Source organism: Thermogutta sp. (assembly GCF_039793925.1).
Lineage (GTDB): Bacteria > Planctomycetota > Planctomycetia > Pirellulales > Thermoguttaceae > Thermogutta.
This window is the reverse complement of sequence record NZ_JBAMME010000252.1, coordinates 1-21,747: the sequence shown is the minus strand read 5'-3', so window position 1 is coordinate 21,747 and position 21,747 is coordinate 1. Positions and strand designations below refer to the sequence as shown.

The window sequence follows — 21,747 nt, the reverse complement described above, 5'->3', positions numbered from 1 at the left end:
TTAAACGATTTCGTCTAAATTAACGGCCGGAGAGTGTGGCGGAAGGTTGACGGCTGCATTTTGCCGGGCCGTGGCCACTTTCTCCAGCCACTGGAGCCGCTTCTCCCATGCCGTTCGCAGTGCCGGAAGTGCTCCATCCAGGTCCTCTTCACCCCAGAGTTCAAGTCGCCGTAATCGCTGCTGGTAAAAGCTGAGCAGATCCATGGCCTCGTCGGGCTCGACACCGGCCTCATTGAGGTCCATGCGGATTTTGGCCAGCTCATTGAACTCGGCGTCGGTGATCAGGCCCGCGTCTCGCATTTTCTCCAACATTTCCGAAAACTGTCGGGGCGTGATGTGCGTCACATCGTAACTTGCGAGAATACCGCGCACGAGAGAGAGCCGACCGTCATCTCCCGCCAGCAGGCCAGCAAGAATCGCACTGGTAGAATTCCATTCGCTAGTCTGGGCTGTTTGCGCAGCTTCTGTTGATCCCGTTCGTGATGAAGCTCCCAGCCCACCGGCCAGCAAGCCGCGAATGAGAAGTCCTGGAATCTGCATGATCGTCTCACTTCCTTGTGGTCAGTTGCGTCGACCCGCTCCTTGGCTGGAAAATATGCGGCAATGACAATGCCTGGTCAGGATTTCACCTACCGCCCGCGCAGCAGAGACAGGCTCCGCTGGGGAAAACTACCAGACAGACCCGCCATCATAGCGTCCGAAAGGAACGTTTTTGCAAAAGCCGCGCCGAGAGCCCTCTTGAGGCGCTCAATCCGCGGCAAAAGGGCCGCGGTAACTTCACGCCGCCCCAGCTTGCGCGAACATGGAAAAGGGTACCGCTAAAAGCGGTAATTTTCACAACGCGGATAAGCCCATTCAGAAGCTCACCAAACGGGAATGGGCTGTTTTCGCCTTCCCGTCGGGACGTTCCTCACCCCGAAAATCACGGCACCGGTCGGCACAAGTTGCCGCTCGATCGGCAGATTTTGCCCGTTTTTCTGCTGGAAAAGATTGCCGGAGAACCTTACTTGCCGGGATCTACAAGGTCCTACCAGACAGATCCGGGACGGGACCTTCCGGGACAATCGACAACCCGTCGGATGCTCGCAGCGACAGGCGGTACCGCGTCCCCGGCACGGCTTGCACGTACACAGCCTCTCCGTGGGCAGCCCGGATGCCAGCCTCCCGTGCTTTGGCTTCGTTTTTCGCAAACTCCCAGAACTGTGCCCACAATTCCCGCTCAAAATCCGACTTCACCTGGCTCGTGCGATAGACGGCAGGCTGATCATTCTCGCGGTCGATGCGGACACCGCTCTCCGGGGCCTGCAGATTTCCGAAAATTCGCTGAAACAGACACAGCGAGGCTGTCCGGAGCGGATCCCCCTGCTCCACGAAATGGTCGGCAAATTTGATCACCAGGGCGTCCACGTAAACTTTGTCCCCAAGGACGGCGAAGGTCCGCGGTGGCTCAACGGGGCGACCTTCGTTGTCCACTTCCACAAACCGCACCGTTGTTTTTACTTGCTCACCTGTCTGGTCCTTCTCCTGGGAAAGGACGTCCAAGAACGCCACCCGCCGGTCCACCTTCAAAAGCTGTATCGCCGTATTGAGCCGCTGAATTTCTTTTTCTTTCCTCTGCAGCTCTTCCTGGGCGGATCGCAGGTCGGAAGACAATTGTGCAATTTGCGTCTCCTTTTCCGCGAGATCCGCCTGCTTGGCCTGCAATTCGACCGTCAACTTGGCGACTTCTGACTCCTTTTCCGCCAGTTTCTTCTGGACTTCATCTTGGGCGTGACGCGAACGCTCATAGAGCGTGTAGCCAAAATACAGGCCTCCGCCCACCACTGCCAGCAGTACCAGGCTTACCAAAGATGAGAGAATCGTCCGGATGGCTTCCAGAAGCTTCATTGTCGTTTTCCCGCCTCATTGCGACACGAAATCAAACGAAGAATCCGAAATAGCAATGTGGGAAGTATGGCGACTATCTGCCTGTCCCGGCCGAGAGGTGTGCGCCACTGCCTCAGCCGCCCGAATGTCCCCTTTCTCCAGAGAAATCTTAGCATCTCTCGCAGGTCTGGGCAGGGGTGAAATTGAAAAACGCTCCGAACTCAGGTACACAGCTCGGGATGATGGTTCTTAGCCGCGGGGCATTGTCGGCACCTCAGTTGGGGCAAAGCTCCGCGGCTTTCCTGATCAGATAACCGGCATGAGGCTGCCCAGTGTTAGAGCCGACTCGATGGCCACGAGACTATTCACGAGAAAATCGATGTCTTGCGGCTCATGGAGTGCCGTCGGCACTAACCGCAACAGCGAGGTTCCCATTTTCACCGCGGGATAGGTTGCCGGGGCTCCCCAGATGCCAAATTTCTCCCTGAGTTGATAGGCCCAGTAGAGGGCTTTTGTGCCTTCTGCAAGAACAGGCGTGATCGGCGATTGCGTGTTGCCCAGGTGAAACCCAGCGTTGCGGAGGCTCTGCTGAAGGTGTTTCGTATTTTGCCACAGTTTTGCCCGCCGGTCGTCCGCCTTTTCCAGCAGCTCCAGAGCCACGCTGGTCGCTTCAGTCACTACCAACGGAAGGGCTTTCGTGAAGATATAGGTGGGGGCGTGATAACGGAGATAAGTGATCACCTCGTACGGGCCGGCGACGAACCCGCCGATGGTTCCGAATGCTTTGCTGAAGGTCCCCAGGTGGAGATCGACCTCCTCCTGCACTCCGAAGTGGAAAGGCGTTCCCCGTCCCTGCGGCCCGAAGACACCGTTGGCATGGGCATCATCCACCAGCAGGCGAAAACCGTATCGACGGCGGAGATCCACAAGGTCGGGGAGTGGCGCGACGTCCCCCTGCATGCTGTAGACACCGTCCACCACCACAACGCGGCCCCCGCGGGTCTGTGTTCGCTGGAGCAACGTTTCCAGATGGTTGGCGTCATTGTGACGAAAGACGCGAATGGTCGCGGTAGAGGCCCGGGCTCCAAACTTGAGCGTAGCATGAGCGAACTCGTCGATAAAAAGAACATCTTCCGGACCGCAAAGGGCCGCCAGAGTCCCCATCATGGCCAGCGCACCGGCCGAAAAAACGATGGCCGCCTGAGTTTGTTTGAATCGTGCGAGTTTGGCTTCCAACTCCAGGTGATGGGCAACGGTACCGGTCAACAAGCGCGATCCCATGGGCAGCCCGATTCCATACTCCGCCGCCACCTCTGCTGCCCGTTGCCGCACAGCCGGATGGCTTGCCAAACCCAGATAGTCATTAGAACCAAACTGCAGAATACGCCTGCCATCCACTTCCATCCAGGGGCCGGAATTGTCGGGCGGAGAAACAGCCGTATAAACCATCTCCGCCAGTTCGTGGTTCTCTGTTTTGTCCTCGCCTCCCGCGAACGGATTCTCCAGAAATCGGTAGCATTTTTGGAAAACGTCGGACATTGGCGCCCTCCGTTGAAACCCGGATTCGTGTTGTCCCGACGGTTCACCCTGGGAGTTGGCACTGATCACCATTACCCCTATGCTTTCACTTTAGCGTAACAAGAACCCAAATTCTACATTTTCTTTCAAGAACCTATTTTTCCCTTTTTTACAGACGTAGATTTCCATGCCAATACGTTAAACGAGTCACCTGCAAAATCCAGAGCGCACCAAGCATGCAACCGATTTCATTGCTAAAATCGGCAGACAGCGATCAAAAAACGCTCTATTTTTTGGAGGTGAAAAGGACGTCGGAGGTTACCGCATGCATCAATTGCGCAACAGGTTGACAAGAAGGTATCAAGACGGCGGCACACGAAACCCGCCCAGGAGCGTGATCAAGCTCCGGCATGTCGCCACGTTTTGTGTCCGGGCTGCCACCGGCAGAGAGTTAGGGATTGTCTAAACGGCCCCAATAGCTACGAATTTAAACACGGCTTGTTTCCCCTGAAGGATGGCAGATCTACCGATTACAAACTGCTTCCGGGGTTCGGTCGCTTGCGCAGGTTTGGCAGCTTTTAATAGAATCCCAGCTCTTCCCGTGCCTCTTCGGACATACGATCCGGAGTCCAGGGTGGGCTGAGGACCACTTCCACGGTGACTTCGCCCACCTCTTCCCCGAGCTGCTTGAGCACATCCTTGACATCCTGAACCATTCGCGGCCCAGAAGGGCATGCAGGGCTGGTCATCGTCATTTTGACGTAGATATTGGACTTGCCGTTTTCTTCTGTCACTAGCACCTCGTAGATGAGCCCGAGGTTGACTAGGTCAATCCCAATCTCGGGATCGCGCACCTGTTTGAGGGCTTCCCACACAGTTTCTTCGCGGATCGCCACGCCAGATCCTCCGCCTATCTTCAGGCCGATTCGTTCACCTCGATGTACACATCCTCTCCCTGCACCACGACTTTATGAGCGGTTACGCCTTTGACCGCTGGCATGGTTTTGGCATGACCCGTGCGGATGTCGAATTGCGCCCCATGTCGCGGGCAGATGATGGTGTAACCGCGGAGCTCCCCTTCCGCTAGAGGACCACCATCGTGGGTGCACACATCGTCAATCGCCCAAAACGTCCCCGAGACGTGAAAGACGGCGATCATGCGACCGTCGACGTCAAACACTGCCTTGCCCGGATCGGGCAAATCAGAGACACGACAGACTTTGACCAACTCGCCCATTCACACACCCTCTCTGAATGAGAATTGCTTATTCCTGTTATGACTCCGTCCCGAATGGCCATCCGCCGTACAAAAATGGGTTCAAACGAATGCCGGCCTGTGGAAAGCGGTTTAAGAGCGTGCCGGGCACGCGGAACCCGCTTCACTCGCGGCTCCGATATTCCCGCACCCGCTGCTGAATGATGTCGCCTAGCGCATCTCGCACGCTGTCGATTGTGATGCGGTCCAGCACCTGCTGGAAGAATCCCGTCACGACCAAGCGGGTCGCTTCCCGCCGGGTAAGCCCCCGGGTTTGGGCGTAGAAAATCTCTTCCTCGTCCACACGTCCAGCGGTTGCTCCGTGGGTACACCGGACGTCGTCCGCCAGAATCTCCAATCCCGGAATGCAATCCACCCGGGCTGTATCGCTGAGCATAAGATTATCGTTGCGTTGGTAGCCGTCCGATCGGAGAGCCCCCGGCTCCACCCGAATCATCCCCCGCCACACCAGATGGGCATGGTCCTGGAGCGCTCCTTTGTAGAGCAGATCGCTCTTGGTTTGGCCCGTTCGGTGGTCCTGTCGGGTATGGTAAGCCAGATGCTGCCGATCCTCGGCGAACATGACGCCGTTGACAATCGCTTCACTCTCCGGGCCATTTAACACGAGTTCCTGATTGACCTTGGCCAATCGACCGCCGAGCGCTCCCAGCGTCCATTCCATAAAAGCGCGTTCCGCCACCTCAGCTTTCTGTCGAGCAAAATGGAAAGTTTTTTGGTTCCAATTTTGAAAATTGACGTATCGCAATCTAGCGCCGGGCCGAACGAAAATCTCGATCCCTCCACAAAAAAGTCCTTCCGCCCCGGGATCGAGACTGGAGGTCTCGGTAACCACAGTGGCCTCGGCCTCTTCATCCACGACAATGAGCGTGTGACCCACATCAGCCTGGTTGGAGGCCAATGCCGCCACGTGGAGGATCGGCTGTTCCACTTTCAATCCACGAGGGACATAGATAAAGGTTCCCCCCGTCCAAAAAGCTGCATGGAGCGCGGAGAATTTATCCGCCCGCCAATCGAAAAGGCGCCACAAGTGCTGGCGGATCAATTCCTCATGCGGACCCGAAAGGGAATCTTCGAGACACTCAATGACCAAGCCCTTCCGAAGGAGGTCGCTTTCCACGGTGCTGGAAATTTTCCGACCATTGAGGGTCACAATCCGACCTGCTGTTTCCAGACGCGGAGCGAGTGCCGAGGGGATTTCCGGCAAAGGATCCGGTGTCGGAGCCCAGCAGACAAAGTTCTCCAGATGGAAGATCCGCAGTTCCGTCCTCCGCCATTCTTCCATGCTCCGATTGGGCCAGGGAAGTTCCTGGAACGCTTGGAACGCCTGTGTTCGCAATTCCCGAGCCCACTCCGGCTGAGGGCGCGGCAGGATGACGGTGTGGAAACCCTCCGCGGTGAAATGCAAATCCTGTTTTAAATCGGGAAGAACCATAGCAATCGTGGAATCACAAAGGGAAATCTGACAGCTCACTGCGACAACGCTCGCCCATCGCTCAGCCCACACTTCCCTCCATTTGCAGAGCGATGAGGCGATTCATTTCCACGGCGTATTCCATGGGAAGCTCTTTCACAAGCGGTTCGATGAAGCCCGCCACAATCATGGTGCTGGCTTCGGATTCGGTGAGGCCGCGACTGCACAGGTAGAAGAGCTGCTCTTCCCCAATTTTGGATACGCTCGCCTCGTGGCCGATCATGACGTCCTGCTCTTCCAGCTCGATATAAGGGTAGGTGTCGCTCCGGCTGTACGGATCGAGGATGAGCGCATCACACACCACGTTGGACTTGGACTTTTTGGCTCCCCGTTCGATCTTAACCAATCCGCGATAACTCGAGCGTCCACCGGCCTTCGAAATCGATTTGGACACGATACGGCTGGAAGTGTACGGCGCTGCGTGGATGACCTTGGATCCGGCATCCTGATGCTGGCCTTTACTGGCAAACGCCACCGACAGGATTTCTGCTCGTGCCCCCGGCTCCACCATGTACACGGCCGGATATTTCATGGTTAATCGGCTTCCCAGATTGCCGTCCACCCATTCCACGAGGGCATCTCTGTAAGCCACGGCGCGCTTGGTCACCAGGTTATAGATGTTGTTGGCCCAGTTCTGGATGGTTGTATATCGGACGCGTGCTCCCCGCTTAGCGATCACCTCGACGACCGCCGCATGGAGACTCTCCGAGCTATACATGGGGGCGGTGCAACCTTCCACATAATGACAGGACGCCCCTTCATCGACGATGATGAGCGTCCGCTCAAACTGACCCATTTGCGCAGCGTTGATGCGGAAATAGGCCTGCAACGGATACTCCACATGGACCCCCGGCGGAACATAGATGAACGACCCACCGGACCACACTGCCGAGTTCAACGCCGCAAACTTGTTGTCTGTGGGTGGGATGACCGTCCCGAAATACTCGCGGACCAGGTCCGGATACTCGCGGACGGCAGTATCCATGTCGGTGAAGATCACCCCCCGCTTCGCGAGGTCTTCCCGCAAAGATCCATACACGACTTCACTTTCGTACTGGGCCTTGACCCCGGCGAGGAATTTTTTCTCCGCTTCGGGAATACCCAGCCGATCAAAGGTTTTCTTGATTTCTTCTGGCAATTCCTCCCAGGAATGCTCCTGACGCTCGGTCGGTTTGATGTAGTAGTAAATATCCTGGAAGTTGACATCGATGTGGCCGCCCCAGGTGGGCATGGGCTTGGATTCGAAGATCTCCAGCGCTTTGAGGCGGAACTCCCGCATCCACTGGGGCTCGTTCTTGATCGCGGAAATCTCCGCGACGATGTCGCGGTCGAGCCCCTTCCGGGCACGGTAAACATATCGCTCTTCGGCGCGAAAATCGTACTTATTGATTTCGCCGATGACGTCCACTTTGGTTGCCATGAAATTATCCTCCAAATAAGGAGAGTCAGTGATCTTTTTTTGTTAATCGCGGAAACCAGGCGTCCGCGCGGTCAAACCGCTTCTTTGCCCGCCATGGCCGCCTCTTCGGCCGCAATTTCGGGATACTTCTCGCGAAGCTGATCATACCCTTCGCGATGGAGTTTTTCCGCCAGCTCCGGGCCACCCGTCTCAACAATTCGGCCGGCCAGCATCACGTGCGTGTAATCCGGCGGATTGTGTTCCAGGAGCCGCTCATGATGGGTGATGATGAGCAGCCCCATTTGGCGGGCGCCGATTTCGGCGATGCTCTGGCTGGCAAGGCGGACAGCGTCCACGTCCAGACCGCTATCTGTTTCGTCCAGGATCGCGAATTTCGGACGAAGAAGCGCCATCTGCAGGATTTCCGCCCTTTTCATCTCACCTCCCGAGAAACCGTCATTCACGTAACGGCGGGCAAACTCCGGGTCCATGCGGAGCATTTCCATCTTTTCCCGCAGTTCTTTGCGGAACTCCCGCATGGGAATCAGTTCTTCGCCTTCCTTTCGGTTCGGGTTGCGGATATTGGAGACCGCGTGGCGCAGGAAATCGGCCAAACGCACGCCGGGGATCGCCACTGGCCGCTGAAACGCCATAAACAGTCCCCGACGTGCCCGCTCGTGCGGTTCCAATTGAGTGATGTCCTCGCCATCCAGCTCGATCCGCCCCTGTGTGACTTGGTACCGGGGATGCCCCATAATCGCCAGACCGAGGGTCGTTTTCCCCGACCCGTTAGGGCCCATCAGCGCGTGAATCTCTCCTCGCCGGATGGTCAAATTCACGCCCTTAAGAATCGGTTTCCCATCGACACTGACATGCAAATCAATGACGGATAGAGTTTCTGGGTTCATGTGCGGTGGTTTTTCTTTCGTTTCTGCGATCACGTTCCAGCAACCTTCTTTACCTGTTGATGACGAAATACGAGTGTTGATTCAGGGATATCGACATACCCCGTGTGTTGGGGGATCGGCAGCCTTTCAGTGTCTTCCGGGCCCGAGGCCCTCCGGATTTTCTGCATTTGAATCTTTTCCTGTAGTCGCATCAGACCTTCCAGCAAGGCCTCCGGCCGCGGGGGACACCCTGGTACATACACATCCACGGGGACCACCAGATCGACCCCTTTGACGACGTGGTAACCATATTCAAAATAAGGACCACCACCCAGCGTGCAGGCCCCCATGGCGATGACGTATTTAGGCTCCGGCATCATATCGTAGAGCCGCCGCACCCGGCTGGCCATCTTGAAAGTGACCGTCCCTGCCACGATCATCAGATCGGCTTGCCGTGGTGTGCCGCGAAACGCCCCCGCCCCAAAACGATCGATGTCATACCGACTGGCACCGGTGGCCATCATTTCGATCGCGCAGCACGCCAGTCCAAACGTCAGCGGCCATAAACTTCCCTGCCGAGCCCAGTTGATGGCCTGCTCCAGGCTCGTGATCATCAAACCATCCTCGAATCGACCTTCAATCCACGGCTGCGTCATATTTCGCTGTCTTCCCAAACTCTCGACCGATGCTGGCGACCGCTCTATTTTCTGCTGTTCTCCCCCTGGAACGGAACTTTACGAAGGAGCAGCAACCCAACCCGTCTACTATACTTGACGACTCCCCCACCGGTCCACCATTCAGGTGTCAACAGAGACCACCTCGAACCGGCAGCGGTGACCGCCATCCCGACGACACTCGGCCAGTTGGACCGGAGCCCCCAAAAGCTCACTGAGCCAGATCCGCTCGAACTCACAGATGGATGGGTCAACTTCCGCCAGATCGGGATACGGACAGGCTGCCGCAATTAATGCAGGCGACCTTGGTCCCGGGCTACTTCCAGACTGCGACGCACCTATGAAACCCGCCCCCGCGCTCCCGTCCGCGGAGCACGCTGGGCCGCCTAAATCATTATTGCTCGCCTCGGCCACAATTCCTGCACGTTGAGAAGCTCCGCTCTCCACGAGAAACGGCAGCCGCCGCTGTCCCAGAATACGCACGACGTCACCCATGCGTTCGGACGCCGTCAGCCCACTCATCTGAGGGAGGTACATGCGGGTGAGTTCATCAGCCACCATGTTGATGATCTGCTTCTGTATGGTCTCGTTGGGAATTTTACGGATGGCGTGCCACAATGCGCAGGCCAGGTCGGCGTAGTTGGAGCCGATGCGGAGGCGTCCCTTACCGGTGATTCGGTACACGTGGCGTGGTCGGCCGCGACCTTCCCGCTGAACGAAGCGATCCACCAACCCTTCCGCCACCAAACGCCCAAGCCGCTGGCGCACCGCCGTAGGGGTCACCGAAAAATGTCGGGCGAGCTGGGACACCGTCGCCGGACCCGCGGTGCGGAGATAATCAAGGATGTCGATATCGGATTCTACAACGACACCGGTCATAAAAACCGTCTCCCGTGCGCACACCGCCACACGCCCCACCCCGACGCTTGCGGATGCCGCGCCCTTTGCTTCGAGAACCTCACTCATGATTATCATATGCCTTTGCAACATTTTAGGCAAGGAGAATTGCGAAAAATCCGCTGGGCTGTATTGCCGGGCACTTCCATTCGTGCGACCGGTGAGCGCGATTCTCGCCCTAATGGCGGATATAACCGCCTGAGGTGGGGCTTCGGCCAAGGGGAGTGACACTGTCGGCTTGGTTTGACGAGCCATCAGGGAAGCCACGCGGCCGATCTTGAGAACCGGGCGTGAATCCTTAAGACTTGGCGCGCCGTTTTCAGAATGCTCCCCGCTATCTTTTAATTAGCGTCGCAATGCAATTTAAAGGCTAAAATCAAAGGAGTTGCGCTCTTGAGACTCACTTTTGAGTGAGGATAATGAAAGTTCTTCCTCGCACTGAAGGTTGCGCGACTTTCAAAACCGCCAAATTTGGCCTTGATAGAAAAAACCCCTGCTGGATAGCCGCCTGAAGAGGACTGTTCATGCAACAGCGCAAACAGCGAGAGACCTGGACCACTCGCCTGGGGGCGATTCTAGCGGTCACAGGAAGCGCCGTGGGCCTGGGAAACTTCCTGCGTTTTCCCGGCCTGGCTGCCCAGTACGGGGGCGGCGCTTTCATGGTGGCCTATGTCTGCGCGTTTCTCTTTCTGGGTTTGCCCATCGCCTTTGCAGAATGGGCCATGGGACGCTACGGCGGGATGCATGGCCACAACTCTTCACCCGGCATCTATCGGGTCATTTGGAAGAATCGTGCCGCCCCGTATTTTGGTGTGCTGGCGATGATTGTACCGGTGGGCATTTACATGTATTACGTCTACATCGAGAGTTGGTGTCTGGCGTATGCCACCCGGTATCTCTTCGGAGCAATGAATTTCGGGGCAGATGCCGAGCGGTACAAACAGTTTTTCGAGCATTTTGTGGGACTCCATGCCCACGGCGAATCGCTCTCCACACCAGGTGAAGGTTTGCTCGGATCGGCCGTGTTTTTCCTGGTCATCTGTTTTATCCTGAACTTCATCCTTATTTACCGGGGATTGAGTAAAGGCATCGAGTGGTTTTGCCGCTGGGCGATGCCCGCCCTGGTCATCTGCGCAGTGATCATTCTGATTCGCGTGCTCACGCTGGGAACACCGGATCCGACCAAGCCCGACCAGAACGTTCTCAACGGCCTTGGCTATCTGTGGAACCCCGTAAAAACCCCTGCCATGCTAGCCCCCGGAGAAGTACCAAAATCATTCTGGGAAGGGCTTGCCGATCCCGAAATGTGGATGAAAGCCGCGGGTCAGATTTTCTTCTCACTTTCTGTGGGGTTCGGAATTATCATCACCTACGCCAGTTATGTAAAGAAGGACGATGACATCGCGCTCTCCAGTTTGACGGCATGCGCGGGGAATGAATTCTGTGAAGTGGTGCTGGGGGGACTGATCACCGTCCCAGCGGCTTTTGTGTTTCTCGGTCCTCAGATCGGGTCGCAACTGAGTAATCCCTTTGCTTTGGGATTTATGGCTCTTCCCAATGTGTTCAATCAAATGCCCCTGGGACAACTGTTCGGCTTTTTGTTCTTTTTTTTGCTTTTTCTCGCCGCGATCACCAGCTCTCTCTCCATGCTGCAACCAGCGGTGGCTCTGCTGGAGGAAGGGCTCGGGCTGAACCGTCGGGCATCGGTGGCTGTGCTTGGATTCATCACCGCCGTTGGATCGGCCGGGGTTGTCATCTTCTCAAAAGATTTCGTGGCACTTGATACTCTGGACTTTTGGATCGGCACCTTCGCCATTTACCTCCTGGCCACATTCCAGACGATTCTTTTCGGCTGGGTCCTGGGATTGGAAAAAGGCATGGCCGAGCTTCGCCGGGGAGCCGAAATCAAAATTCCCGAATTTTACAAATACATCATCAAGTACGTCACACCGCTGTATCTTTTGGTCGTGTTTTTGCTGTGGTTGCGTCAGAACTTTGTGGTCACGTCTCCGGAGCAGAATCGCATCAGGCCGCTTTTCACTGATCCGGTGGTCGGCGGATTGGCCATTTTCATTCTGGCCGTGGGAATCCTTTTCGCCTTGCTGATTGCCCAATCCGTGAAGAACTGGCGCCGGATCGAGGCCAGCCAGGAGGAGGTTGTGATATGACACTCGGGGGCTGGATCGTCATGCTGTTGTCGGTCGGGGGAGCCACAGCGCTGCTCGTCTGGTGCCTGTACAAGGTGCTTACGACGCCGGGGAGTGAAGAGCATCTCCACGGTCAGGTGGATATTCACACCCCCGACATGGATGCCGAGTAATCCGATTTTTTTACTTCTCTATTCAATCATGAGCGAGCCCCTCGGAAATCCGCGACCAGTCGCGGAAGTTCGCGAGTTTGCCGCCCCAGCCCGCCGCTTTTTGAACACCGCTTGTGTTTCATAAGTACCGTCCTATCAATAACATCGGAAAAAATATAGCTCATTTTCGGTAAATGGTATCCTGTTTGCTTTAACGTCCTATCGACAGGAAGCTGTGAATTGCACCTGTAAAAATTGCTGCATGGGGTGACTCGATGGTCGGAACAACATTAGAGCTTCGAGGGTCGCCGTTCTTCCACGAGATTATCCGGGAAGTGCCCGGTGGCGAACGCATCGTTCGCTGCTTGCAGTGCGGCACGTGCGGCGGAAGTTGCCCCAATGGGGCCGACATGGAATACACCCCCCGCACCATTTTTGCGATGATTGCCGCCAACGAGCGGGAGAAGGTCCTCAAAGCGAACACCATGTGGTTTTGCGTCTCTTGCTATTTCTGTGTCAGCCGCTGCCCGCAAAAAATCCCTATCACCGACATCATGTACGGATTGAAGCGGATCGCCATTCGGGAGCGGATGTACCGCGATACCGACGCGCCGGCTCTCGCCAAAACTTTTACGGATCTGCTCGACAAATATGGGCGGAGCTTCGAGTTGGGATTGGCCAGCCGGTATTACCTGTTCAACCGTCCGCTGGCCATGCTCAAGATGGGACCCCTTGGGTTATCCATGTTCACCCGGGGCAGAATGGCTCTCTCGCCGACCCGCATCAAGAACATTGATCAGCTTCAAGCCATCATTCGCAAAGCACGCGAACTCGGAGGGCATCAGTCGTGAGATACGCCTATTACCCTGGTTGTTCTCTGGAATGCTCCAGTGCCGCTTACGACCTCTCCGTGCGGTCGGTGGCCGATCTCTTGGGCATCGAGCTGCGGGAGATCGACGACTGGAATTGCTGCGGCGCTACCGAGTATTTCACGCAGGATGAACTGACAGCCTGTGCAGTCATCGCCCGGAATCTGGCCCTCGTGGAGCCGGACCTCAAACAGGTGGTGGCTCCGTGTGCCGCCTGCTACCTCAACCTCCGAAAGGTGGACCAGATCATGCAGGAACACCCGGAGATGGAAAAGAAGATCAACACCTGCCTGGCTGCCGGCGGGCTGCATTATGATCCCGGTCGGGTGCGCGTCCGACATTTGCTTGATCTTCTCTACACCGACATCGGAGAAGCCGCCATCAAGGATAAGGTGGTTCAGCCCCTCAATGGACTACGGGTCGCGTGTTATTACGGATGCCAGATTGTTCGCCCCTACAACGGCTTCGATAATCCCGAGCAGCCCACCAAGCTGGACGAACTCATGAAGTGGCTCGGGGCCGAAACGGTTGATTTCCCGGTGAAGGCCCATTGCTGCGGCGGGCACATGACGCAGATCAGCGAGCCGCAGGCGTTCGAACTCATTCGCCGTCTGCTCCACAATGCCGCTGACTACAAAGCGGACGTCATCGTCTGCATGTGCCCTATGTGCCAGCTTAACCTGGACGCCTATCAGAGTCGCGTCAACAGCTTTTTTGGCACCAATTATCAGATTCCCATCATTTTCTTCACGCAGCTTCTGGGAGTCGCCTTTGGTTTGGATTGGAAGAAGCTTGGCTTCGGCAAAGAAATCGTACCGGCCGAACCGGTTCTCAAACAAAAACTCGCGGCACCCGCCGCCGCATGACGCCGAAAACGCGGTCGCTGGACGGTGAGGGACGATCCGGGAGGGACAAAAGGGAACGGGAAAAGGAAAAGGTGCTCCTGAGGCAAATTAGAGCCGCGTCGGAGCAACGTGAAGGAAACCAACCTCGGAATTTACGGCACACATCGAGTTGAGGAGAGATTCCCCATGGCCGAACGCGTAGGCGTTTATGTCTGCCACTGTGGAAGCAATATCGCGGGCATGGTGGATGTGGAAGAGGTGGCCCGGTGGGCCGCGGCCAATCTCAAAGACGTCGTGGTTGCCCGGGACTACAAGTTCATGTGTTCCTCTCTCGGTCAGGCGATGATCGAAGAGGACATCAAGAAGGAGGGACTCACCCGGGTGGTGGTGGCGGCTTGCTCACCGCATCTCCATGAAAAAACCTTCCGCCGGGCCTGTGAGAACGCAGGCTTGAACCCGTATCTCTGTCAGATGACGAACATCCGTGAACACGTCTCATGGGTTTCGCGGGATCGGGCAAAAGCCACAGAAAAAGCCAAGGCCCTGGTGGCTGCTGCCGTCGAGCGGGTCAAACGTCAGCAACCCCTGGAACCCTTCTTCGTGAGGGTCAACCCCGCCACCCTGGTCATTGGAGGTGGTATCGCGGGTTTGCAGGCCACGCTGGAACTGGCCGACGCCGGCTATCCCGTGTATCTCGTGGAGCGCAGCCCCAGCATTGGCGGGCACATGGCGCAGTTCGACAAAACATTCCCAACCCTGGACTGCTCTGCATGTATCCTCACGCCGAAGATGTCCGAGGTGGGCCAGCACCCCAACGTGACCCTCCTGACCTATTCCGAAGTGGAAGAGGTGAGCGGCTCGGTAGGGCATTTCAAGGTGAAAGTTCGCAAAAAGGCTCGCTACGTGGAGGAAGACAAGTGCACGGGCTGCGGCATCTGTGTGGAGAAATGCCCACGCAAAGTGGTGGATGAAGATTTTGAGGCGGGTCTCGGCTATCGCAAGGCCATTTACACTCCTTTCCCCCAGGCCGTGCCGAGAATCCCCGTAATCGACGTCAATTCGTGCATTTACTTTGAGCGTCAAAAATGTCGGGCGTGCGAAAAGCTCTGCCCCACCGGCGCCATTAAGTTCGACCAACAGGACGAGGTCTTGGAACTGGAAGTCGGCAATATCATTGTGGCCACCGGCTGGAAGATGTTCGACTGCCGGAAGATTCCGCAGTATGGCTACGGAAGGCTGGCTAACGTCTTCACCGCTTTGGAGTTCGAAAGGATGTGCAACGCGGCCGGTCCGACGGGAGGGAAGATTGTGCTTCGGGACGGGAAGACGGAACCCCAGTCGGTGGCCATTATTCATTGTGTGGGTAGCCGCGACTCCAACCACAACGAATACTGCTCGGGCATCTGCTGCATGGCGGCCCTGAAGTTCGGACACCTGGTACTGGAGAAGACCAAGGCCGAAGTGTACTCCTTCTACATCGACATGCGGACGAACCAGAAAGGCTATGAGGAGTTTTATCACCGTCTTCTGGAAGAAGGAATGCACTTCGTTCGCGGAAAGGTTGCCGAGGTCACCGACGCCGCCCGTCGCCCCGAAGAGGCGGGCAAGCTTATCATCCAGGTGGAAGATACCCTGATGGGAAAACAACGGCGAATTCCCGTCGATATGGTCATCCTGATGGGGGCGCTAGAGCCGCAAGCTGACGCCAAGGAGTTAGGCCTCAAGCTGGGCATCTCCTGCAGCATGGCTGGCTGGTACACCGAGCGGCATCCCAAGCTCGATCCCGTAGCCACCATGACCGACGGTGTATTCGTAGCCGGTGCTTGCCAGGGGCCGAAAGATATTCCGGCCTCCGTAGCGCAGGGTGCGGCTGCGGCTGCGCGTGTCATGTCCATGATCACCAAAGGCAACGTGATGATCGAGCCGGTTGTGGCCACAATCAACGAGGAAAAATGCTCCGGCTGCCGAATTTGCAATAACCTGTGTCCATACAACGCGATCGAATTCGACGAACAAAAACAGGTGAGCCGGGTCATCACCGCGATGTGCAAAGGATGCGGAACCTGTGTGGCCGCTTGTCCTGCCGGTGCCATCACGGGTGCCCACTTCAGCAACGAACAGGTGTTTGCCGAGATCGAAGGCATTCTCTGGGACGCAATTCACGGAAACGGCGGCCAGGCCAAACAGGCAGCCGAGGCAGTTTCCGTGTAAATCTTTCGGAGACGTGATCCCTGCCAATAGTCGAATCGAAAATTCCGAGCTTACTTCGCCATACAGCAACAGGATTAAGCCATGGCCGAGGACACCTTCGAACCGAAAATCGTGGGCTTTCTGTGCAATTGGTGCTCGTACCGGGCTGCAGACCTGGCGGGCACAGCCCGAATTAAGTACTCGCCCAATGTGCGGATCATTCGGGTCATGTGCAGCGGGCGGGTGGACCCTGCGTTTGTGCTCAAGGCACTTTCTCTGGGAGCAGACGGTGTCATGATCGCCGGATGCCATCCCGGCGAGTGCCATTATATCGAGCAAAATTACAAGGCTATGCGGCGCTACTACATGCTCAAGCACACGCTCAAAGCACTCGGTTTGGAAGAAGATCGCATCCGGTTGGTATGGGCCTCGGCTGCTGAGGGGCAGCAGCTCGCCGAGCATATCGACAAATTTGTCGAAGATATCCGGAAGCTCGGCCCGCTTAATTGGCCCACCAACTGGCAGGAAAACGGAGAGCGCCTGCATGCCGTCGAAGCTATTGCCAAAGAACACGAAGAATCGCTGGAGGTGCTTCCATGAGTGACGGACAAGCCAAGGGAAAACTGGCGCTGTACTGGGCGGCATCCTGCGGCGGATGCGAAATTGCCGTCCTCGCCATCGACGAGAAAATCCTCGAGGTCGCCAAGCACTTCGATATCGTCTTCTGGCCCTGTGCCACCGACGGAAAAGTCCGCGATGTAGAAAAAATGGAAGACGGTTCCATCGATGTCTGCCTGTTCAACGGCGGCATCCGCACCAGCGAACAAGAATACATGGCCAAATTACTCCGGCGGAAGTCCAAGGTCCTGGTGGCCTTTGGATCCTGCGCGATGGAGGGTTGCATTCCCGGACTGGCCAATCTCAACACGCGGGAAGAGATTTTCCGGACCGTTTACGAGGAAACACCATCCACCGAGAACCCTCAGCACGTGACACCGCAGCACGTCACCGAAGTGCCGGAGGGAAAACTCTATTTACCGATTTTCTATGACACGGTCTTCACACTCGACCAGATCGTGGAGGTCGACTATTACCTCCCCGGCTGCCCCCCTGAAGCGGAGCGTATCTGGGACGCCATCGTGGCCATTCTGGAGAACAAGCTTCCGCCTAAGGGCTCGGTCATCGGGGTGGATACGACGGTCTGCGATGAGTGCCCCCGCAAACGTACGGAAAAGAAGATCAAAAAGTTCTATCGCACCTGGCAAGTCATTCCTGATGAGGAAACCTGCCTGCTGGAACAGGGCATTATCTGCTGTGGCGTGGCGACCCGAGCAGGCTGCGGCGCCAAGTGCCCCCGAGTCAATTCCCCATGCATCGGTTGCTACGGCCCCAACACCGACGTGGTCGATTATGGCGCTCGGCTGATGGCGGCCCTGGCGTCCGTTATCGATTCCAATGATCCAGCAGAAATCCAACGGATTATCGAGGAGGGAATTCCCGATCCGGTGGGAACTTTCTACCGCTTCAGCCTGGCCCACAGCCTCCTGCGAAGAAAAAGAAAGACCGCAGTTCCCACCACGGTCCACTAACGACGTTTTTCCGATCGCGGCGGAAGGTTCCTGAAGCGAGAAGATAGCGAATCGCTTGAAGAGAAAATAAGTTGAGGAAGCCATGAAACGGGTAACGATTGATCCGATCACGCGGCTGGAAGGTCACGGCAAAATCGAGATTTTTCTCGATGAAAAGGGAGATGTGGCCAACGCCTATCTCCAGATTCCCGAACTCCGCGGATTTGAGCGGTTCTGCGTAGGTCGGCCGGTGGAGGAAATGCCCAACCTCACCGCCCGAATCTGCGGCGTGTGCCCCGAGGCGCACCATATGGCGGCCACCAAAGCCCTGGATGCCGTTTTCCACGTGGACCCGCCGGAAACCGCCAAAAAGCTCCGTGAGCTCTTTTACAGCATATTCTTCGCCACCGACCACACGACCCACTTCTACGCCCTCGGCGGACCGGACTTCGTCGTGGGCCCCGATGCCCCCAAATCCGAGCGCAATATCCTGGGGGTGGTCAAGAAAGTCGGTTTGGAAATCGGGGGCCAAGTCATCAAGATGCGACACGTGGGCCACAGTCTCATCCAGATGATCGGCGGACGCCGGGTGCATCCTAACTGGGGCCTGCCTGGCGGCGTCAGCAAGGGAATCACTGAAGAACAGCGCCGCGAAATTGAGGCCGCCGGCCGTGAGGCCATCGAATTCGCTAAATTCAGCCTCGAACTCTTTGATAAACTCGTTCTTAAAAATAGTGATTATGTGTCTCTCATAACCGGCGATATCTATGTTCAAAAGACCTATTATATGGGCACGGTCGACGCGAATAACCATGTCAATTTTTATGACGGTATGGTCCGCGTCGTGGGACCCGATGGCAAAGAGCACGCCAAATACCATCCCCGCGATTACCGAGAGTACGTCGCGGAAAGGGTCGAGCCGTGGTCCTACCTGAAATTCCCGTACCTCAAAAAAGTCGGCTGGAAAGGTTTTGTGGATGGTCCCGACTCGGGGATTTATCAGGCCACTCCACTTTCCCGACTCAACGCCGCCGACGGCATGGCCACTCCCCTCGCCCAGAAAGAATACCAACGCTTCTACGAGATCCTCGGCGGCAAGCCCGTCCACCACACTTTGGCCACCCACTGGGCGCGGCTCATCGAGTTGCTCTATGCCGCTGAGCGATGGGTGGAGCTCGCTTCAGATCCCGCCATCACGGGAAAAGATTATCGTGTTCTGCCCAAACAAAAGCCGACCGAAGGGGTTGGTTGCGTAGAAGCCCCCCGCGGCACCCTCACCCACCACTATGTGACGGATGAGCGGGGACTCGTGGTAAAGGCCAACTTGATCGTGGGAACCACAAATAACAACGCGTCCATCTGCATGGCCGTCCGTCGCGCCGCTCAGAAGCTCATCCACGGATTCGAAATCCGCGAAGGATTGCTCAATCGGGTGGAGATGGCCTTCCGTTCCTATGACCCTTGCTTCGGCTGTGCCACGCACACGTTGCCCGGCCAGATGCCCCTGGAAGTCATTATTCGGCGTGCAGATGGCGAGGTCGTAGAACGTCTTACCCAGTGCTTGGATTAAATCCACTCATGGCTTGACGTGTTTTTCCGCCGCTCAGCGACGGAGAGTCCTCGAAACCACGGGGAGGCCAACTGGGCCTCCCCGATGGTTTTTTGCAGTAATTTCATCCCGGAAAAATGGAGAACTACCCGTCAACCGACGGAGAGTCCCCCGCGCTTGCCTGCCAGGAGGACTCATTCTCATTTCGCCGAACAAACCGGCGCATAACCCGACTGACGCGCCGTCCCACAATCCACAGCGCGACCAATCCGCACACCACAATGAACCCTGCCACCACCCGGGAAATGCCGGAAGCCTGTACGACGGGCTGCGCCGCTGCCCCGACAATCTGAGCCGTGCCATTTAAAAACGGTTCTGGATTCGCCACAAACGCCGCGGCAACGCTCGTCACCAGTAAGGCACCTTTGTTCCGCCAGACCCAATCGGCAGCCTTGTCACCATATCGGGCAATCACGTCGAGAATTTCTTCCCGGTGGGGCATTTTCTGAAGAATTCCTTCCCGATCCAGCATGGCCAACCGACGAACGTTTTGCGAACTCAATTGGGTTGCCGCTCTGCTCATCCTCGGCCCGTACTGCTCAATGAGAGGTTCCACTACCGAACCATGCCGCACAAGGGCCTCTGCCGCCTCGTCGCCGTACTTCACAAAAATGGCCAACCGCTTCGGCGACCTCACTAGCCACATGGCGTTGTCGCCGTAGCGAGCGGCAAGTTTGAGAACCACCTGATCGCCCGCTTCTTTACCAGCTTCGCGAACCATTCTGACCAGGAGCTGCGGGCCAACCTTTTCGCACGCCTCTACCACCAGCGCGTCACCATGCCGAGCAGCCAATCGGAGAATATCGTCCGCCACCGCTTCTGCCATTTCCCGCGTCAGCCCCCGCGGCGGGTGCCGAAGGAAGGCCTCGAGTATTTCTCGAAGCGCCGCATCTCGGGGCCCCGCTTCAGCACTGCCAACGAGAAATAGAAGAATGGCGACACCACAGACAACAAACCTGTTCCCATGCACCCCAATCATAAATACTCCCTTTAATCAGTTTCATCTCGCGGATCGGCTGATTATTGTTTTGCCACCGCCGACTGGTTTACGAGAAATCGACGAACCAGATCCCGACGTATCCTCTCGCGTTTTCGGGCATAGCTTTCCAGAGCAACTTTGAGGCCCGAGCTTCGAAGGCCCAAGAGCTGCATGAGCTCCGTACCGATTTTCGCCGCGAGATCCACCAGCCCGCTCGTCCCCGGCTCGTCCCCGTCCACCAGGCGGTAGTACATCTTGTCCAGCTCTTCATGTGCTACCTTGGCCACAAAGTCGCGAATGCCGGTCAGCCTTTCTATAATGTCATCCACGAAAATGCTCACGAGAATTCCCGCCCCGAAGGTATAGAGACTACTGGCTGCTCCTGCCGAGAGAGTCCCCGCTGAGACAGCGCAGCGCACCACAATTTGAGTCGCCAATTCGCTAATGACTAAGGATGCAATGTCCTGGGCAATGGCATCGGGAATGCACGTGAGCACTGCCTGCGAAATTCTTTCAGTGGCATTTTTGACGAGGGCACTGACATTTTCTTGATTAGAGACGCTGACCAAACGCGGATTTGGCGCATCAACCATCAGCTCCACGAGAAGCTGTGTGTCCAGATCGTCGAGTGTTCTGATGTAGTTTTGAATGATCGCCGCGGCAAGCCTCTGCACGTCCTCTTCACTGAGAAGGACACTTCGAAATGCGCGAGCGACCTCTTGTTTGACCGCTGCTTCCCCTCGTGTCACGTAAATCCATTTCATGCGCAACCCCAGCACCCTGGACACAAACGCCGGTACGCGGCGGTGGGCCTCGTCAAAGACGGATTTCACATCAGCCAGGTGCCGGTCTATCTCCGATCGTGCCTGCTGGTCAGTTGCTTGAACCCGCTTTTCCACCTCCGGGGGCAACGGTTGAGCACATCCTGCCACACTGACTGCCACAAGGATTGCGAACATTTTGAATGAATGCCCGTGCGATAGGCGGTTCATCTTTCTGCTCCTCTGTCTACAAGATGGCTGAATTGAAGATGTGCACACTGGCACCTGTATTGCTTAATCCTCTTTCTGCTTCCAGCCTACAAGCCCATGGTTTGCCTCTCTTCTTTTGGATACGACGACGACGCCGGGCAAATAACAAACCGGTCACACAAGTGGCGATTTGGCTGGGAAGGACACTTTGCGAGGAAAAAACAGAGTGGGCACCGGGAACACAGAAAATGCGGGCGGGATGCTTCCGGTTTATCGACGTGCGGGCTCCGTTTACCCAATGATCCCATGAAGCGAAAAGCGCGACCACACTTCTCTCGGTTGTTTCAGAGAGACTCATGAACCATCCAGATTGCTGCGGGACAAAGAGAGCGAATTCAGCTTCACTCCCAACTTGGTACGATTAAAACG

20 protein-coding genes are annotated in these 21,747 nt (G+C 56.5%); 8 read left to right on the top strand and 12 right to left on the bottom strand.

Annotated elements, in window-relative coordinates; all coding sequences use genetic code 11:
* From ABJK56_RS12200 to ABJK56_RS12155, 10 genes are all read right to left on the bottom strand, one after another.
* Positions 1–540: a hypothetical protein gene (locus tag ABJK56_RS12200; RefSeq protein WP_347244943.1), complete on the bottom strand. Its 540-nt coding sequence runs from the start codon at positions 538–540 to the stop codon at positions 1–3.
* Positions 541–1,017: 477 nt separating this feature from the next.
* Complete coding sequence (locus ABJK56_RS12195; protein WP_347244942.1) at positions 1,018–1,887, bottom strand: hypothetical protein; 870 nt, start codon at positions 1,885–1,887, stop codon at positions 1,018–1,020.
* Between the two features lie 285 nt (positions 1,888–2,172).
* A complete protein-coding gene (locus tag ABJK56_RS12190; RefSeq protein ID WP_347244941.1) occupies positions 2,173–3,405 on the bottom strand; it encodes a pyridoxal phosphate-dependent aminotransferase family protein in 1,233 nt (410 codons plus the stop codon).
* Positions 3,406–3,962: 557 nt separating this feature from the next.
* Positions 3,963–4,280, bottom strand: a complete 318-nt coding sequence (locus ABJK56_RS12185; protein ID WP_347244940.1) for a metal-sulfur cluster assembly factor — start codon at positions 4,278–4,280, stop codon at positions 3,963–3,965.
* Positions 4,281–4,300: 20 nt separating this feature from the next.
* Positions 4,301–4,621 carry a non-heme iron oxygenase ferredoxin subunit gene (locus ABJK56_RS12180; RefSeq protein ID WP_347244939.1) on the bottom strand — a complete coding sequence of 107 codons (321 nt, stop codon included), beginning with the start codon at positions 4,619–4,621 and terminating at the stop codon, positions 4,301–4,303.
* Positions 4,622–4,763: 142 nt separating this feature from the next.
* Entirely contained in the window at positions 4,764–6,164 is a 1,401-nt protein-coding gene (gene sufD / locus ABJK56_RS12175) for a Fe-S cluster assembly protein SufD (protein ID WP_347244938.1), read from the bottom strand.
* Entirely contained in the window at positions 6,154–7,551 is a 1,398-nt protein-coding gene (sufB, locus tag ABJK56_RS12170; protein ID WP_347244937.1) for a Fe-S cluster assembly protein SufB, read from the bottom strand. Before sufB ends, sufD begins: the two co-directional genes overlap by 11 nt.
* 71 nt (positions 7,552–7,622) lie before the next feature.
* The gene (sufC, locus tag ABJK56_RS12165; RefSeq protein ID WP_347244936.1) at positions 7,623–8,438 is read right to left on the bottom strand and encodes a Fe-S cluster assembly ATPase SufC; all 816 of its coding nucleotides are present in this window, start codon (positions 8,436–8,438) and stop codon (positions 7,623–7,625) included.
* Positions 8,439–8,467: 29 nt separating this feature from the next.
* Positions 8,468–9,073 carry an NADH-quinone oxidoreductase subunit B family protein gene (locus tag ABJK56_RS12160; protein ID WP_347244935.1) on the bottom strand — a complete coding sequence of 202 codons (606 nt, stop codon included), beginning with the start codon at positions 9,071–9,073 and terminating at the stop codon, positions 8,468–8,470.
* A gap of 141 nt (positions 9,074–9,214) precedes the next feature.
* Complete coding sequence (locus ABJK56_RS12155; protein WP_347244934.1) at positions 9,215–9,970, bottom strand: MarR family transcriptional regulator; 756 nt, start codon at positions 9,968–9,970, stop codon at positions 9,215–9,217.
* 542 nt (positions 9,971–10,512) lie between these two features.
* Here ABJK56_RS12155 and ABJK56_RS12150 point away from each other — a divergent pair.
* The 8 genes from ABJK56_RS12150 to ABJK56_RS12115 all read left to right on the top strand — a co-directional run bounded on the left by ABJK56_RS12150 (position 10,513) and on the right by ABJK56_RS12115 (position 19,329).
* Entirely contained in the window at positions 10,513–12,156 is a 1,644-nt protein-coding gene (locus ABJK56_RS12150; RefSeq protein ID WP_347244933.1) for a sodium-dependent transporter, read from the top strand.
* Positions 12,153–12,308 carry a hypothetical protein gene (locus tag ABJK56_RS12145; protein ID WP_168175888.1) on the top strand — a complete coding sequence of 52 codons (156 nt, stop codon included), beginning with the start codon at positions 12,153–12,155 and terminating at the stop codon, positions 12,306–12,308. Before ABJK56_RS12150 ends, ABJK56_RS12145 begins: the two co-directional genes overlap by 4 nt.
* Positions 12,309–12,562: 254 nt before the next feature.
* Positions 12,563–13,138 (top strand): 4Fe-4S dicluster domain-containing protein, encoded by a 576-nt coding sequence (locus tag ABJK56_RS12140; RefSeq protein WP_095416580.1) that lies wholly within the window; start codon positions 12,563–12,565, stop codon positions 13,136–13,138.
* Complete coding sequence (locus tag ABJK56_RS12135; protein ID WP_347244932.1) at positions 13,135–14,022, top strand: CoB--CoM heterodisulfide reductase iron-sulfur subunit B family protein; 888 nt, start codon at positions 13,135–13,137, stop codon at positions 14,020–14,022. Before ABJK56_RS12140 ends, ABJK56_RS12135 begins: the two co-directional genes overlap by 4 nt.
* 165 nt (positions 14,023–14,187) lie before the next feature.
* Complete coding sequence (locus ABJK56_RS12130) at positions 14,188–16,212, top strand: CoB--CoM heterodisulfide reductase iron-sulfur subunit A family protein (protein WP_347244931.1); 2,025 nt, start codon at positions 14,188–14,190, stop codon at positions 16,210–16,212.
* 81 nt (positions 16,213–16,293) lie between these two features.
* Entirely contained in the window at positions 16,294–16,791 is a 498-nt protein-coding gene (locus ABJK56_RS12125) for a hydrogenase iron-sulfur subunit (protein ID WP_347244930.1), read from the top strand.
* Positions 16,788–17,780, top strand: a complete 993-nt coding sequence (locus ABJK56_RS12120) for a F420-nonreducing hydrogenase (RefSeq protein WP_347244929.1) — start codon at positions 16,788–16,790, stop codon at positions 17,778–17,780. The genes ABJK56_RS12125 and ABJK56_RS12120 overlap by 4 nt, the downstream gene beginning before the upstream one ends.
* A gap of 82 nt (positions 17,781–17,862) precedes the next feature.
* Positions 17,863–19,329: a Ni/Fe hydrogenase subunit alpha gene (locus ABJK56_RS12115; protein ID WP_347244928.1), complete on the top strand. Its 1,467-nt coding sequence runs from the start codon at positions 17,863–17,865 to the stop codon at positions 19,327–19,329.
* Positions 19,330–19,453: 124 nt separating this feature from the next.
* On the opposite strand, the gene ABJK56_RS12110 is transcribed toward ABJK56_RS12115, so the two are convergent.
* Positions 19,454–20,347 carry a hypothetical protein gene (locus tag ABJK56_RS12110; RefSeq protein WP_347244927.1) on the bottom strand — a complete coding sequence of 298 codons (894 nt, stop codon included), beginning with the start codon at positions 20,345–20,347 and terminating at the stop codon, positions 19,454–19,456.
* Between the two features lie 41 nt (positions 20,348–20,388).
* Positions 20,389–21,339 (bottom strand): hypothetical protein, encoded by a 951-nt coding sequence (locus ABJK56_RS12105; protein WP_347244926.1) that lies wholly within the window; start codon positions 21,337–21,339, stop codon positions 20,389–20,391.
* Between the last annotated feature and the right edge of the window lie 408 nt (positions 21,340–21,747).